Source organism: Microcoleus sp. PH2017_12_PCY_D_A, from assembly GCF_020738565.1.
In the GTDB taxonomy this organism is placed as follows: Bacteria; Cyanobacteriota; Cyanobacteriia; order Cyanobacteriales; family Microcoleaceae; genus Microcoleus.
Genome location: NZ_JAEQCI010000014.1, coordinates 22,108 through 36,573 on the forward strand (window position 1 = coordinate 22,108; position 14,466 = coordinate 36,573).

The 14,466-nt window shown below is 43.5% G+C and carries 13 protein-coding genes; 9 read left to right on the forward strand and 4 right to left on the reverse strand.

What is annotated here, in order from left to right; all coding sequences use genetic code 11:
• Positions 1 to 278 precede the first annotated feature (278 nt).
• Positions 279 to 998 carry a methyltransferase gene (locus JGK39_RS02560; protein ID WP_293258364.1) on the forward strand — a complete coding sequence of 240 codons (720 nt, stop codon included), beginning with the start codon at positions 279 to 281 and terminating at the stop codon, positions 996 to 998.
• 84 nt (positions 999 to 1,082) lie between these two features.
• Here the strand turns inward: JGK39_RS02560 and JGK39_RS02565 are convergent, their stop codons facing one another.
• From JGK39_RS02565 to JGK39_RS02575, 3 genes are all read right to left on the reverse strand, one after another.
• The gene (locus JGK39_RS02565) at positions 1,083 to 2,183 is read right to left on the reverse strand and encodes an iron-containing redox enzyme family protein (RefSeq protein WP_293258362.1); all 1,101 of its coding nucleotides are present in this window, start codon (positions 2,181 to 2,183) and stop codon (positions 1,083 to 1,085) included.
• A gap of 176 nt (positions 2,184 to 2,359) precedes the next feature.
• Positions 2,360 to 3,664, reverse strand: coding sequence for a sterol desaturase family protein (locus JGK39_RS02570; protein ID WP_293258360.1), 1,305 nt, complete (start codon positions 3,662 to 3,664; stop codon positions 2,360 to 2,362).
• A gap of 23 nt (positions 3,665 to 3,687) precedes the next feature.
• Positions 3,688 to 4,548, reverse strand: a complete 861-nt coding sequence (locus JGK39_RS02575; RefSeq protein ID WP_293295656.1) for a type IV pilin-like G/H family protein — start codon at positions 4,546 to 4,548, stop codon at positions 3,688 to 3,690.
• A gap of 302 nt (positions 4,549 to 4,850) precedes the next feature.
• Here JGK39_RS02575 and JGK39_RS02580 point away from each other — a divergent pair, with 302 nt between their 5' ends.
• Positions 4,851 to 5,411: a Uma2 family endonuclease gene (locus JGK39_RS02580; protein ID WP_293258356.1), complete on the forward strand. Its 561-nt coding sequence runs from the start codon at positions 4,851 to 4,853 to the stop codon at positions 5,409 to 5,411.
• A gap of 7 nt (positions 5,412 to 5,418) precedes the next feature.
• Here JGK39_RS02580 and JGK39_RS02585 read toward each other — a convergent pair whose 3' ends face one another.
• Positions 5,419 to 7,209, reverse strand: coding sequence for an AAA-like domain-containing protein (locus JGK39_RS02585; protein WP_293258354.1), 1,791 nt, complete (start codon positions 7,207 to 7,209; stop codon positions 5,419 to 5,421).
• 174 nt (positions 7,210 to 7,383) lie between these two features.
• Between JGK39_RS02585 and JGK39_RS02590 the strand changes: the two genes are divergently transcribed.
• The 7 genes from JGK39_RS02590 to JGK39_RS02620 all read left to right on the forward strand — a co-directional run bounded on the left by JGK39_RS02590 (position 7,384) and on the right by JGK39_RS02620 (position 14,450).
• Positions 7,384 to 7,926 (forward strand): NfeD family protein, encoded by a 543-nt coding sequence (locus JGK39_RS02590; RefSeq protein ID WP_293258350.1) that lies wholly within the window; start codon positions 7,384 to 7,386, stop codon positions 7,924 to 7,926.
• Between the two features lie 54 nt (positions 7,927 to 7,980).
• Positions 7,981 to 8,541, forward strand: coding sequence for a paraslipin (locus JGK39_RS02595; RefSeq protein WP_293258348.1), 561 nt, complete (start codon positions 7,981 to 7,983; stop codon positions 8,539 to 8,541).
• 665 nt (positions 8,542 to 9,206) lie between these two features.
• Positions 9,207 to 9,749: an NfeD family protein gene (locus JGK39_RS02600; protein ID WP_293258346.1), complete on the forward strand. Its 543-nt coding sequence runs from the start codon at positions 9,207 to 9,209 to the stop codon at positions 9,747 to 9,749.
• A 200-nt stretch (positions 9,750 to 9,949) separates the two neighbouring features.
• Positions 9,950 to 10,510, forward strand: a complete 561-nt coding sequence (locus tag JGK39_RS02605; protein ID WP_293295658.1) for a paraslipin — start codon at positions 9,950 to 9,952, stop codon at positions 10,508 to 10,510.
• A gap of 141 nt (positions 10,511 to 10,651) precedes the next feature.
• Positions 10,652 to 10,942, forward strand: a complete 291-nt coding sequence (locus JGK39_RS02610; RefSeq protein ID WP_293295660.1) for a hypothetical protein — start codon at positions 10,652 to 10,654, stop codon at positions 10,940 to 10,942.
• Between the two features lie 135 nt (positions 10,943 to 11,077).
• Positions 11,078 to 11,593 carry a type IV pilin-like G/H family protein gene (locus tag JGK39_RS02615; protein WP_293295695.1) on the forward strand — a complete coding sequence of 172 codons (516 nt, stop codon included), beginning with the start codon at positions 11,078 to 11,080 and terminating at the stop codon, positions 11,591 to 11,593.
• Between the two features lie 19 nt (positions 11,594 to 11,612).
• Positions 11,613 to 14,450 carry an AAA-like domain-containing protein gene (locus tag JGK39_RS02620; protein ID WP_293295697.1) on the forward strand — a complete coding sequence of 946 codons (2,838 nt, stop codon included), beginning with the start codon at positions 11,613 to 11,615 and terminating at the stop codon, positions 14,448 to 14,450.
• Positions 14,451 to 14,466 lie beyond the last annotated feature (16 nt).

The window sequence follows — 14,466 nt, forward strand, 5'->3', positions numbered from 1 at the left end:
AGAGGCGGAACTGAACAATTAAAAAAAGTCATATTTGACACAATTAAAATTAACCATTAGTGGCTTAGGTCCTATCTCAACAGCAATCTGTAGAATTGGAATCAGTCAATTGGATTAATCTCCGGTTTTTTTATAGCTCGGAAGTGATACTTATGGGATGGCAAAACCTCAAACCGGAAGAGTGAGATTTAATAAGTTTATAAAATAGCTCTTGCGACGGATGGCTGCACTCTTATTTATTGGATACTTTGAAAAAAGTAAACTTTGTTACAGAATTTATGCTCACTTCATCCCATCCTCTCAAACAGGTATTTCACTGCCCGGAAGAATCAGATTTTTACTCGCACTGCTTGGAAAGTCTAGTGTTGAATGCCAGCGACGAATCTCGATCGATCGTAGAGTTTGGTTCTGGAGAGGGAAGTCCAGTTATTAAGTCTTTGCTGAGAACCGATTTTGATGGGACTATACAGGGATTTGAGCTAAATAATGTAGCTTGGAAAATTGCTCAGTCTCAAATTAAGCAATACGAACTGAGCGAACAATACACTGTCCACAATTGCTCTTTTTTTGATTCGCCTTTATACGAGTCGGCGGATTGTGTAATCTCAAATCCGCCTTATTTGCCGGCGGCGGATGATAAGATATATCAGCCGCTTTTGCACGGCGGGACTGATGGTTCGACAATTGCTAAAAAACTTTTATCTTTGGGCTGCGACCAAGTTTTGCTGATGGTTTCGAGCTATTCTAATCCTGTGGGTTTGATGGATTATGCCTTGGATCGGGGCTACTCGGTGGCGAATTTTGAGATTGCACCTTTAACTTTTGGCTATTACAGTTCCGAGTCTAAGGTGAAAAGCGCGATCGCTAATCTCCGAAAACAGGGCATGGCTTTTTATTCGGAAAATATCTATCTGCTGGCGGGAGTTTTGTTTCAGAAGCAGCAAAAGTCGCCCAGAGATTTGTCGATCGAGCTAATTCAGTTATTGACTGCTTTGTAACATAAAGCCTTGGTAGGGTGCGTCAGCCACAAACTGCTTGAGTTGAGTAAAAGCTTGTGACTGACGCACCCGCGCGATCGCCCTTTAATTGTGTTCTGCGGCTTGGATCGATCGCACTACAGCCAACGCAGCCCGATCGCCGATCGACTTCTCCCGATCGTAGCCCAAGACCAATTCCCAGGCCTCATCCGGGTACCTGTCAGCCAGGGGGATCGCCACCTCATCAAGCATCCAGCGCCCGTGACGTTCATCTTCTCGGATGTGCACTTCCCAATAACCCATCGCAGCCTGCGAGAGGCCCAGACGCTGGGCGGCGGCTAGATAATTGCGGTAAGCGACGGGCCCGGCTACCTCAAAATAGGTAAGTCCGCCATTGTATTGCAGAAAGTAGCGCTTGCGTTCGGTAAGCAGGAAGTTGTGGTTGATGCTGGCGAGCACTTCCCAAGGTACCAAATCGAAATACGCCTCCGGTTCCGTGCTCATCCCGAATTCTGCCAGCATTTGGGCAAAATAGGTCGAGTGCTTGCGGGGTAAGCGACCGCCGCCGTATTCTTCGATCAGCACCCGCGTCAGGGTTGACTGAATTTCGTTGCCGGCACCGCCGATGATGCGAGAAACGCGGCTGGCTTCCACTAAACCGTCGAAGGAGGCGATCGCCAGCAGGTGTCTGTATCCCCCTTCAGTCATCTGTTCTCGCAGGTAGCGATCGATAGGAGTGAGTTCTGGATCGACATCGGCAGCGGCGCGATCGCGCAGGGCTTGCTTGACATTCTCGATGTTTTGCACGGCTGCAACGTCGATTTGGGCGAATTCCCACTGCTGCCAAGGTTCTTCGATGCGATCGCGCACAGAACGCAAATAGTGCGATCGTTCGTTGTTGTAGCGGTGCAAATCGTCGTACCAAAACAAGTTGAGGCGGTTGATGCGGTACAGTACGCGCTGCAAGAAACGGTGCGCGGCCTCGTTGTCGCCATCTTCTTGATAAGCCGATCGCAAGGCAAAGGCGATCGCGCTTTCAAAATCGCTAACAAGTAACGGTTTTGCAGCCACCGTCTTATCTAAATCATCTATCTCTAGCAAATTGACAAATTGGCGATCGGCTGCTTCGTAATTTGGGAGTGCCGGTTGCTTTTTAGGAAGACTCGGCGAGTCAATTTTGGGGAGTAAATCTGCGGTATTTTGCATGGAATCAAGTTATGTTAACTCAGATTATTGTGCTGCCTGCCAAAACAGCCAACCGTTGCAGATTGCTGAGGATTCTGGCTGCTTATTTTCAAGATACCGAATCATTCAGCCGGACACACCTTTCTATTGATAGATATTTGTGAGTTTCCCTTATTCTCTGCTCTTGCTTTAACTAACTAATTACTTCTGACTGCCTCTGGGAGCGATCGAGCAATTGGCGCTAATATTTCAGCGTCTTGTTTAGCAGGCACAGCTTCCCGCCACGCTGCGATCCCGCCAGAGAGGAAAGCTAAATTCAAATTAGTTTTTTGCAATTTTTGGTATGCTTTAACTGAGCGCCCTCCCCGCGCACAATAAAGTACAATAGTTGGCTGAGTTTGATTGGATTTGACGCTCGATCGAGCAATAGCTTGCACTTGCTTGACACCGAATCCAGCTTCAATGTCAATCAGGGGAACCAGCGGACTTTCACCGATGCGATCTTCTGCGTATTCTTCGGGCGATCGCACGTCAATCAAAATCACAGGTTTTAACTTACCCTGCTGCAATTCGGCAACAGTTACTTTTGGGGCATTCAAACTCACGATAAAAGTAGGGATATCCATGTGATTAATTAAGGTAAATGCACTGAGAGAACTAACCGCAACTAATATCGCACCAAGGATTACAGGTAAAGGGCGAAAATAGCGAACCATACCTTGTTTTAATTTTTCATTTAGCATTTTTATTGTTCTGAGAAACGGATAGAGTAATTGTCCGAGATAGCCAACAGGTACGCGATCGGAGATACCATATTTTCTGGGTCTTTTCCCGGCTGGCATATAGAGAGTGCCAAATAATAAATCTAACAGCGGCAACTGAACAGCAAAATTTTTGTTGTTTATTGCGGGAATTTTACTGTGATGCCATTGATGAAATTGCGGGGTAGCCACAAACCATTTTAGCACGCCAAATCTGAGAGTAATATTAGCATGAATCAAAAACGCGATCGCCGCCGAATAAAGAGCATAAACCACCAAACTCTCCTTGGTAAATCCCAACCAGTAAAGAGGCATGATTTTGCAAATCTGAGTAAAGAGTTGCTCGCAGGGATGCACCCGGACTGCTGCCAACCAGTCCATGTGTTCAATGCTGTGATGGACTGCATGAAATTGCCAAAGCCAAGGTACTTCATGCAGCAGTCGGTGAGCGATATAATATGCCATATCTGAAACGATAACTGCTTCTGCAAACTGCAACCAGATAGGTTGAGAAGCTACTTTGCTTTGCAATTGCTGGTTGAGAAAATTAGTCATCAGCGACAGAGTTACAGTCACAACAATAGCGCCCGATCGACCAATAAAGTGACCTGTAAAAAAATAGGTGGCATCCGTTGTCCATCCGAGACGGAATATCTTTTGCTCGTGCAAGGAAAAGATTCTTTCGAGGGGAATGAATATGCAAGCTAAGATGATGAAGCCTTTGACTATTTCAGGTAACATGAGATTCTGATTAATGTGGATATTTACTTAGTTACTTCACTACTACCAGCCGCGCAGACAGGAACATTATTCTGAAGGATAGGATTAGGCAGTTGGATCTTCCCAAAAGAAGTAGCTTCACACAGAATGGATACAGTAGTCTTGTCGTTGTATGGGGAAACAGTTACTAACAATACAGCCCCGACATAGCTACGAAGATTATTGCTGCGGGCTACTCCATAACTAAACGCAGCATTTTTGGTGGCTATGGCTGAATAGTTATAGTTGGTTGTTTGAGTTTTAATGCCGAGCCCCAATGCAGTAATGGAATTGGAAAATGCACCTTTTTCTGCAAAATAAGCTTGTTGAGCGCGGTTCATTGAGCCAACATATTGCTTAGCTTCTGAATGTTTCGCTTTGTGACAACCGAGAAAAGAAGGGAGGGCGATGGCAGAAAGGATTCCAATTATCATGAACACAATAATGAGTTCCACTAAAGTGAATCCCCCAGATTTATGTTCTTTTATCGGCCGGAAATGTGGCTGATAAGTTTTTGCCACAGATTTATGATTTTTTATCGGCTGCAAATCTTGCCGATCGGTTGTGGCGACAGATTTACGTTCTTTTTTGGGCCGCAAATCTGCCTGATAAGTTTTTGCGGAAGATTCCGATTCTTGGTTTATTGCATCTAGTTCAGGCTTATTCTTAAGCTGCATAGTTGTTGTCGATTCTGCTTGTTTGTTGAGTGCATCGAGTTGAGGTTTTGTTTTAACCTGCATGGTTGTTGTTGATGCTGCTTGTTTATTTCTTGCATCGAGTTGAGGATTTTTCTTAACCTGCATAGTTGTTGTCGATACTGCTTGTTTGTTGAGTGGATTGAGTTGAGGATTTATTTTAAGCAACATTGTTGTTATCCAAATGTGTTAGCAGAGTAGTTTTTAAACGAGTAATGATTATAGGAGAAGCGCGACGATATTCAGGTTTCCGGTAAATGAATGATTTGAGTGCAGTGGGGTTTGCAAAGTTCGCATACTGCGCCTTGGTTCTCTTCTATATCTATTAAATCACCCGGCTATTTGAGAAGTCAAGAGAGTTTTCATCGAGTTTTCATCGAGTTTTCATCGACTTCTCATCGACTTTAGACATTACTGGTATTTAAGGGCGCGACAGACTAGAATTGAAGAAATGATTAGAGGAACGGTAAGTTATGGCTGTGCAGTTGCTCAAAAGACTTTTCACAGTAGAGGAATACCATCTGATGGGTAAAGCTGGGATTCTTTCGGAGGGCGATCGCGTAGAATTGATAGAAGGAGAACTTGTTGAAATGGCCGCTATTGGAACTCGTCACGCTTCCTCTGTGAGGCGCTTAGCCAGACTGTGCAGCCAAATTCCCGAAAATTTGGCTACTTTTGACGTGCAGAACCCCGTTCAGTTGAGCGATCGCACTGAGCCGCAACCTGATATAGTATTGCTGCAACCTCGCGCCGATTACTATTCAACCGCCCACCCCCTCCCATCGGAAGTTCTACTATTAATAGAAGTAGCTGACACTTCCATAGACTATGACAGAGACGTGAAACTTCCTATTTATGCTCGATCGCAAATTCAGGAAGTCTGGATAGTCAATTTACAGGAAAACTGCTTGGAAGTTTACCGCCAGCCGACTGTTAACGGTTACAGTTTAATGCTGAGGTTTTGGCGGGGCGATCGAGTGTCGCCGCTGGCTTTTCCCGAATTTGTAGTTAGTGTGGATTTGGCGATCGGCTAAATCAGGATTATTTGCAGTTTAGGCGATCGCCAAAATACTCCTCATACAAGCTGCATCTCGCACTGCAATAATTACCATCCAGTTTCACCAACCCCATACTGTTCAATTTAAACCCTAATTCTAACCTCAATCGAACTGGTTGTGACACACTCGAAACCTCTCTCATCGCCTCGATTAATTCTGGATATTTTTCTAAATTCCACAAATGCCGACGCAAATGATCGCTGTAAATTCCTGCCTCCGTTGTCGCAGATTTCAGCAAATTATTTAAAGTCACATCTTGACACACAATGCGATACATAGCCAGCCGCACTAAATAGGGATGTCCCCCCACTAAAGCCATCAATTCTGCAACTTCATCGGTACTCCAATTCAATCCGTGCCTTTGGGCTAACTCTTGTACTTGCTGCGGGTTAAATTCCGGCATTTCTATCGGCAATCCGACATTAAAGGGCGACTTATTGACATCCAGCGGGATATAAACTTCCGTGGAATGTACTACAATTAAACGAAACTTTTTCCAAATATCTCGCCGCTTCGCTTCTTCGTGCAAAGCGCGCAACAACCCAAAAAAGTCATCGGCAATTTCCGGCGATTCAAACAGGCGATCGCACTCATCCAAACCCAATGTCAGAGGTGGTGACGATTCTGACAGCAAATACTGTTCAAAAAAAGCTTTACAGCACTGATTGCTGCCAATTAAATCTGCTAATTCCCAGCACTTAGGTAACTGTTCCAGCATTCCCAACTCTTGACCGACGCTAGCACAAAACCACTGCAAAAAAGTATCCGAATTAGCGAAAACTCTCCTATTTGCTAGTTGAAAACTCAGCGCCACTGTCCGAGAACCTTGCACTTCTGCATGATGCAAAATCCTCGCCATTAAAGAAGTTTTTCCCATCTGTCTCGGTGCTTTAATCCGAATCAGCGCGCCCGGTTGGACGATGGTTTCGTAACAGCGAGATTCGATCGGAGGGCGATCGATATAAAAACGAGAAGCTAAATCTACTTGTCCTCCCGGCAATTCGGGTGCTGCTGCGGGTTGGGGTGGAATTATCGAATTTTTTGTGCTAGAAATTTCGCTCAAATTGACAGCTAATTCATGGTCTGCATTTAAGGATGTGCGACCTTCTTTAACTACGGTCAAAATTTCTGAAATTAACTTTGATGAGTCGGCAGCAGACCGCCATTGCCAGGACGGAACTCCTGCTAAATAATGTAATAAATCGAAAGGAAATGGTGCATTTAATTCAATGCAAATTGGTAATATCGCTGGTGTTTTATTAGTTAAAGTGTGCAATTCTTTGGCTAGCTGTACTTGTTCTAATATCATTTCGCTAGCGGCAGATTCTGCGGACATCGGTAACAGCAAATAATCGCAAAGCTTTAAATATGAGTTATCTTTGCTGCTGTTGTTAACTAAAAAGACTTCGTGGCTAGCATTCGTCAAAGCTTGGTGCAATTGTTGAATCAGGGTGTGGTTTGGGTGCGATCGGGCGCTAGCGAAGCCCTCGAAGACGATCGCAATTTTGGCTATTTTAGGTGCGATCGACTGTATTTCTACTGATTCGCATTGGGTTTCAAAATCGGCGATATCGCGCCATTCCTGGCCCAAGCCGCGACAAATTTCGATGAAATTGGCATAATCCACAGGTTTGCCATTTAGGAAATGACTGACAGTAGATTGGGCGATCCCTAAATCCTCAGCCAGGATTTTTTGACTGGGAAAGCCATTTCTCAGCAGAGACGATTTAACTGCGGGAATGTGCTGGAGACGCAGCCTGAGCGATCGAGGCATTGCTTATAACCATCGAGACACTAAAACCATGATAAATGCCTCTTGTCCGAAAGTCGATAAAAAGTCGATGAAAAGTCGATGAATTTTCAAATAACTCACTCACCAACTCAAATAGCGGCCTGATTAGATGAGAAATAACAAGGTTCGAGCGCATCAAAACGAGGTAAAAGCATTGTGTATTCTCTCCTAATTTGGTCGCTGGCGTCAGCCACTAATCGATCGGGTTTCGCATTCACACCGCCGATGTTTTGGTTGGTTATCGGAATTGTACTGAGTGCGATCGAGCTATTAATCATCAAAACTCAGCCGCAAAGATACAGGTTTTACGCTTTGATGATGGGAGTTGCTGCTCTAATTTCATCCTTTGTTTTGTGGAGAGGCTCGATCGCATTTCAGTTTGATTGGGCGAACGTCATGTATGAAGCTTTTGACTGGCAGATATTCTACTGGATGGGAATCTCTCTCGCCCTGAGTATCTGGATCAGACCAGTTTTCATTGTTCGCAAAAAGTTCGAGATTCCTGAAGCAACCGAAGCGACAACTATCTCCGAAATTTTATCGGGAGAAATTGGAATGGTGATCTATGAAGGTGTTTCGTGGAAAGCCCGCAATGAAGATTCCCAGGGAATCGCCGCCCAACAAAAAGTTTACGTTTTGCGCCACGAAGGAAACACGCTGATCGTGATACCTGACAGATTAATTCGCATTAAAGGTTAAGTTCACTGTCAACTGTCAACTATCAACTGTCAATTGTTTAATAGGAGATTCACTATGTCTGAATATTTGTTGATGGTGTTTTTAGCAATCACCGGAGTATCATTATCCAGCAGCATGAAAATCGTCCGTCAAGGAGATGAAGCTTTAGTAGAAGTTTTTGGAAAGTACGATCGCAAAAAACTGGAACCTGGTTTGACATTTCTGGTTCCCTTTGTCGAAAAAGTCGCCTACATACAAACTCTGCGCGAGCAAATTTTGTACCTAGCGCCGCAACAATGTAAAACTCGCGATCGGGTTGCCATCACTGTTGATTTTATCGTGTACTGGCGAATCATTAACTTAGAAAAAGCTTGCTACAAGGTAGAAAATCTCAAGGAAGCCATGTTCAATATGCTGATTCTGGCAATTCGGACTGAAATTGGTAAATTAGCTGTGGAGGAACTTTACGACGCTCGCCATCAAATAAATAATGCTTTAGTGAAGGAGTTGGATACAATCACTGAGCCTTGGGGAGTAAAGTTTACGAGAGTGGAATTGCGCGATTTTGCGATCGGCACTCAAGTGATTCAGCCGACAGCCCTCGATCCAAAAGCGGCAAAAAAACTGCGAGCTTAGATTTTTTTTCATCACCATTTTTCTAGTTATTCTCGTTACCAGGTTCTGCCTGGTAACGCAGATCCAGAGGCTCTGCCTCAGTGAATTCGATCGACATTCTCAGCAACAAAGTTCTCTGACTGCAAATATAAAGGAAACAATACCATGCGTCAACACAAGTCTAAGTCAAATAGCAAAGTAAATAGGAAGCGATCGAGATAACAGCCTTAATTGCCAATCTCAAATCTCAAATCAATTTAATATCGAATGCTGTACCGATATTGTTTGTAAGTCCGACAGTCCGACAGGGAATTAATTCCCTGTCTCATAGCGAAAGTCCTCTCAAAGAGGACTAAAAAGCCAATTAAATCAACTTCTTAATCCTCAATTTTAAATCTCAAATATTCAATCTCAAATCAATAATTCCCATCTAAAATCTCCAATCTCCAATCTCCAATCCATAGTCGGTTTCAACCGACTTTCGCTATGAGGCAGGGGTTTAAACCCCTGCCGGACTGCCGGAATGCGGATTTGACCTTAAATTGATTGCTAATCGTCCCTAAAGTCGATAAAAAGTCGATGAAAAGTCGATGAATTCTCAAATAACTCACTCGCGAACTCAAATAGCCACCTGATTAGATTAGAAATAACAAGGTTGAATCGCATCAAAACGAGGTAAAAACATTATGGATTCTATTTTAACTTTCCTGCTGGCATTAGCTACCGAGCGAACGCTTTTTACATTAACACCGCCGCTATTTTGGTTGACAGCCGGAATTGTGTTGAGTGCGATCGATCTATTAATCCTCAAAACTCTGCCCCGAAGATACAGATTTTACTTGCTGATGATGGGGGTTGCTGCTTTAATTTGCTCTTCTGCTTTGTGGATAGGCTCGATCGTATTTCAGTTTAATTGGGCCTATGTCATGTATGCAGCTTTTGACTGGCATATATCCTACTGGATGGTAATCTCTCTCGCCCTCAACACCTGGATTAGACCCCTTTTAATCTTACGCAAAAAGTTTGTGATTCCCGCAGCAAGCACAGCCACAACTATTTCTGAGATTTTACCTGGAGAAATTGGAATGGTGATCTATGAAGGTGCTCCTTGGAAAGCCCGCAATGAAGATTACCAAGAAATCGCAGCCAAACAAAAAGTTTACGTTTTGCAGCGGGAAGGAAATACGTTGATTGTGATACCTGACAGATTAATTCACATTAACGGCTAAATCTGAGTTACCTCCTTTATGACTCGGCGATTGAAATCGCTTCTAGACAAACAAAGTCCGCCTTCACGGACTAAGAAATCACGCTCTCATCGGCGATTGAAATCGCTTCTAGACAAACAAAGTCCGCCTTCGCGGACTAAGAAATCACGATCGACTATTAACTGTCAACTCTCAACTATCAACTGTTTAGGAGATTCACTATGTATCAGTATTTTTTGATGGCAGTGTTTGCAATCACCGGAGTATCCTTAAGCAGGAGCATCAAAGTCGTCCCTCAAGGAGACGAAGCTTTAGTAGAAGTTTTCGGAATTTACGATCGCAAAAAACTCGAACCTGGCATCACATTTCTAGTTCCCTTTGTCGAAAGAGTTGCCTATCAAGAAACTCTGCGCGAGCAAATTTTACACCTACCGCCACAACAATGCAAAACTCGCGATCGGGTTTCCGTCACAGTTGATTTTATCGTGCACTGGCGAATTATTGACTTAGAAAAAGCTTGCTACAAGGTGCAGAATCTCAAGCAATCCCTGTTCAATATACTGATTCTGGCAATTGGAAATCACATCGCTCAATTAACTCTAGAGCAATTGTACGTCGATCGCCATCAAATAAATAATGCTTTAGTGGAGGATGTAGATACAATAGCCGAGCCTTGGGGAGTTAAGTTTACAAAAGTGGAATTGCGGAACTTTGCGATCGATAGTAAATTAATTAAGCCGATAACTATCGATTTGAAAGAGATCCAAAATCTGCAAGCTTAGATGTTTTCTCATCACCATTTTCTAGTTATTCTCGTTACCAGGAAGAGCCTGGTAACGCAGATTCAGAGGCTCTGCCTCGCGGCATTCGATCGACATTCTCAGCACCAAAGTTCTGACTGCCAATAGAAAGGAGACAATACTATGAGTCAACAATATTCTCAATCAACTAACACTTTAGCTAAGCGTTTAAGATGCTTATTGTTTTTAATGTTCGTTGGAGTAATGGGCGCGATCGCCCTGCCATCTTATCTGAATAGAACATCTCAGGCTAAACATTCAGAAACAATACAGTATGTTGCTTCAATGAATCCCGATCGAGGATTTGATTCAAAGGGCGATCGAGATGCAATTAATGTTTCTGGATGTTTGGTTTTTTTAATAGTTCTGACAGCGAAAGAATTAGTGCAAAAGGGCGATCGAGATGAAATATAGAATCAACCAATTATTTGCAAAACTGGCGATCGAATTCTAGGGCGGATAATGACAGCGGATCGCGAACTAAAATCGGCATTTAATTCACTTTTTAAGGACTAAAGTCCTTACTACAAACAGAGAGGAGACAATACTATGAGTCAACGAGATTATAATTCACCTAGCTTTTTACCTACTACTGGTTGCGGATGTTTAGTGCTTTTGATATTGCTTACCCCAGTAATTGGTGTTTTAGTTTTATCATTTTTTTTGTGTGGTAATACAAATAAGGCTAAGCAGTCAGAAGCCAAACAGTATGTTGGTTCAATGAACAGGGCTCAGCAAGCTTATTATGCAGAAAACGGTGTTTTGGGCAATTCAGTTGCTGCTTTAGGAATTGGCATTAAAACCGAAACAACAAACTACAAATATTCACTTCGTAGCACTAAAACAACTGCTTTTAACTATGCATTATCCAAGCAAGAAAAAGAAAAAAGTTTTGTTGGCGGTGTCTTTCTAGTTCCTGCCTATCCCAATGCTCCTAAACATGAAATGACAACATCAGCCATCTTGTGCGAAGCTGATTCTAGCGGTACAATTAAACCAGCGGAACCAACTGAACAAAATGACAAACTGATCTGCGGTAAAGGCACAACACAAGTGACAAAATAATCTAACTATAGGCAAACTCATGACAGTCGATTATCAATATCAAATCGGCGGCAGTCTCCCGCAAGATGCACCTACTTATGTAGTGCGTCAAGCTGACTCGGAACTTTATCAAGCCCTGAAAGCTGGAGAGTTTTGTTACGTGCTCAATTCCCGACAAATGGGCAAATCTAGTTTGCTGGTGCGCACCGTACAAAAGCTCTCGATCGATCGCATTTCTTGTGCTACGATCGACCTTTCGGACATCGGCAACCAGCAAGTCTCTCTGGATAAGTGGTACGGCGGCGTCGCTTACAAGCTTTTGTGCAGTTTCAACCTGTTCGATCCCGTCGAGTTTATGGCTTGGTGGCGGGAGAGAGAGTTGATGCCGCCCGTGCAGCGCTTAGGAGAGTTAATTGAAGAATTATTGCTGGTTAAGATTTCTCAAAAAATTGTCATTTTTATTGATGAAATTGACAGCGTTCTCAGTTTTAAAGAATCGCTAGATGACTTTTTTGCACTGATTAGATCTTGCTATAACAAACGCGCTTATAAGCCAGAATATCAGCAGTTAACCTTTGCTTTGCTTGGAGTCGCTACGCCATCGGATTTAATTAGCGATGCAACTCGTACACCTTTTAATATTGGTCGAGCTATTGAACTTCAGGGTTTTAAATTACACGAATGTTTGCCTTTAGTCAAGGGATTTGAGGGGAAAGTTGACAATCCTCAAGCATTTTTAAAAGAGATTTTGGAGTGGACGGGAGGACAGCCATTTTTGACTCAAAAGCTTTGCAAGTTAATTCTGCAAAATGTCAACTTTTTAGGGGATGCTTCTATTATATTAGAGCCAACGGATGAAAGAAGGACTGAAGTCCTCACTACGAACCAGTTGTTAATTGGGGAGATTGTGCAATGTCGGATTGTTGAGAATTGGGAGGCTGCTGATGAGCCTGTGCATTTGAAAACAATTCGCGATCGCCTTTTGAGAAATCAGCAACGTGCCAGTAGATTGTTAGGACTATACCAAAAAATACTAGCATTCGATCCCCCCCAACCCCCTTTCTTAAGGGGGGAGAATATCTCAGAACCCCCCTTCTTAAGGGGGGCAGGGGGGATCGAGGCCGATGACACCCCCGAAGAAACTGAATTGCGACTGAGTGGATTAGTCGTAAAACGAGGTGGCAAATTAACCGTAAATAACCGAATTTACGCATCTATATTCAACCCAAACTGGGTAGAAAAAGCACTTTGTGACTTGCGCCCTTATGCCGAATCCTTAACAGCATGGATAGCATCAAATTGTCAAGATGAATCTCGATTGTTGCACGGTCAAGCATTGCAAGATGCGCGAGAATGGGCTGCTGGTAAAAGTTTAAGCAGCCAAGATTATCAGTTTTTAGCTGCCAGCCAAGAAGCAGAATTTGCCCAATTGCGCGATCGCGATCAACAAACTCAAGCAGAAATAGAACTATTGCGCCGGGAAAATCAGTTATTAGAAAAACTATCCGCCGAGCAAAAACTTAGAAAAGTTACTCAACTTAAACTCTGGCGTGAGGAACGACTGAAAGTACGAATTTTCACGGTAAGTTCAGTATTGATGATTTCCATATTAATTGCTGCTTTTTGGATCAAACCCTCAATTGAGGAAAGAAATAACAAAATTCTGACTCTCAGTTTATTTTCCGAAACCCTATTTGCAGCGGACAAAAAACCGGAAGCTTTAATCGAAAGCATTAAAGCTGTTAGAGAAATGCAGCGATCGCTCGGAGTGAGTTCAGAAATTCAGATGCGAGTGGCGATCGCCCTAGAACAGGCAGTTTACAGCTTGCTGGAACGCCGCCGCTGGCAGATTCAAGCCACTAACCTTGCTTTCGCGAGCTTCAGTCCAGACAGTCAAACACTGGCTACAGCTACCGATCGCAATGATATCAAACTTTGGCAAATTAATGGCACTTTACAAGCAACATTGACCGGGCATACTGATAAAATCATCAGTGCACTCTTCAATCCTAGCGGTCAGATAGTTGTTTCCGCCAGCGATGACAAAACCGTGAAAGTTTGGCAAAGTAACGGAAAGTTGATGCACGATTTAACAGGACACAGCGCTAAATTAACCAGCATCTGTTTGAGTCCAGATGGTAAAATTATTGTTTCAGCAAGTGCCGATGGAACTGTTAAACTATGGCACATGAACGGGCAAGAATTATCAAATTTTAAAGTGGATAAAGGTTGGATAACTAGCCTGAGTTTTAGCCCAGACGGGCAGATACTTGCTGCGGGTGCTACTGATGGTACTGTTAAACTGTGGAGTTTGACCGAGGTTGTGCAAAAATTGCAAAAACAGCAGTCAATCGAGACAAGTAGCGATATCAAGTTGCTCAGAATTTTACAGTTCGATCGCGATCGAATTGTGAGTGCAAGTTTCAGTCCCAACGGAGCCATGTTGGCGGCTGCAAGTGCTGGAGGAACTGTAAGAACTTGGAGCAAAGACGGCACACCGCTGAGTATTTTAAAGCATACAAGTGGATTGACAAATATTAATTTTAGTCCTGACAGTCAAATGTTGCTATCTGCAAGCAGAGATCAAATGTTGAGACTCTGGAAAATTGACGGCAGGGCAGGCACGGGGGCACTGCCCCTACACACTTTAAAAGGTAACAAGGCTGCTGTTTGGAGTGCGAGTTTTAGTCCTGACGGTAAGGCGATCGCTAGTGCGAGTGCTGATGGTACGGTGATACTGTGGAATCTTAATCTTGACGATTTGTTGGTGCAGGGCTGCAATGTCGCCCGCAATTATTTTCAGACAAATGCGATCGCCAATTCCAGCAATCGTCACCTCTGCGACGGGGTTGAAAGTCAGTCAGACAGTCGATTTTAGATTTTAGGTTTACTCT

What these genes read in the sequence shown, in the direction of transcription:
- JGK39_RS02595 (WP_293258348.1), top strand. Translation starts at nt 7,981, where the DNA reads ATGTCTGAATATTTGTTGATGGTGTTTTTAGCAATCACCGGAGTATCA.
- JGK39_RS02600 (WP_293258346.1), top strand. Translation starts at nt 9,207, where the DNA reads ATGGATTCTATTTTAACTTTCCTGCTGGCATTAGCTACCGAGCGAACG.
- JGK39_RS02580 (WP_293258356.1), top strand. Translation starts at nt 4,851, where the DNA reads ATGGCTGTGCAGTTGCTCAAAAGACTTTTCACAGTAGAGGAATACCAT.
- JGK39_RS02610 (WP_293295660.1), top strand. Translation starts at nt 10,652, where the DNA reads ATGAGTCAACAATATTCTCAATCAACTAACACTTTAGCTAAGCGTTTA.
- JGK39_RS02575 (WP_293295656.1), bottom strand. Translation starts at nt 4,548, where the DNA reads ATGTTGCTTAAAATAAATCCTCAACTCAATCCACTCAACAAACAAGCA.
- JGK39_RS02620 (WP_293295697.1), top strand. Translation starts at nt 11,613, where the DNA reads ATGACAGTCGATTATCAATATCAAATCGGCGGCAGTCTCCCGCAAGAT.
- JGK39_RS02570 (WP_293258360.1), bottom strand. Translation starts at nt 3,664, where the DNA reads ATGTTACCTGAAATAGTCAAAGGCTTCATCATCTTAGCTTGCATATTC.
- JGK39_RS02565 (WP_293258362.1), bottom strand. Translation starts at nt 2,183, where the DNA reads ATGCAAAATACCGCAGATTTACTCCCCAAAATTGACTCGCCGAGTCTT.
- JGK39_RS02615 (WP_293295695.1), top strand. Translation starts at nt 11,078, where the DNA reads ATGAGTCAACGAGATTATAATTCACCTAGCTTTTTACCTACTACTGGT.
- JGK39_RS02585 (WP_293258354.1), bottom strand. Translation starts at nt 7,209, where the DNA reads ATGCCTCGATCGCTCAGGCTGCGTCTCCAGCACATTCCCGCAGTTAAA.
- JGK39_RS02560 (WP_293258364.1), top strand. Translation starts at nt 279, where the DNA reads ATGCTCACTTCATCCCATCCTCTCAAACAGGTATTTCACTGCCCGGAA.
- JGK39_RS02605 (WP_293295658.1), top strand. Translation starts at nt 9,950, where the DNA reads ATGTATCAGTATTTTTTGATGGCAGTGTTTGCAATCACCGGAGTATCC.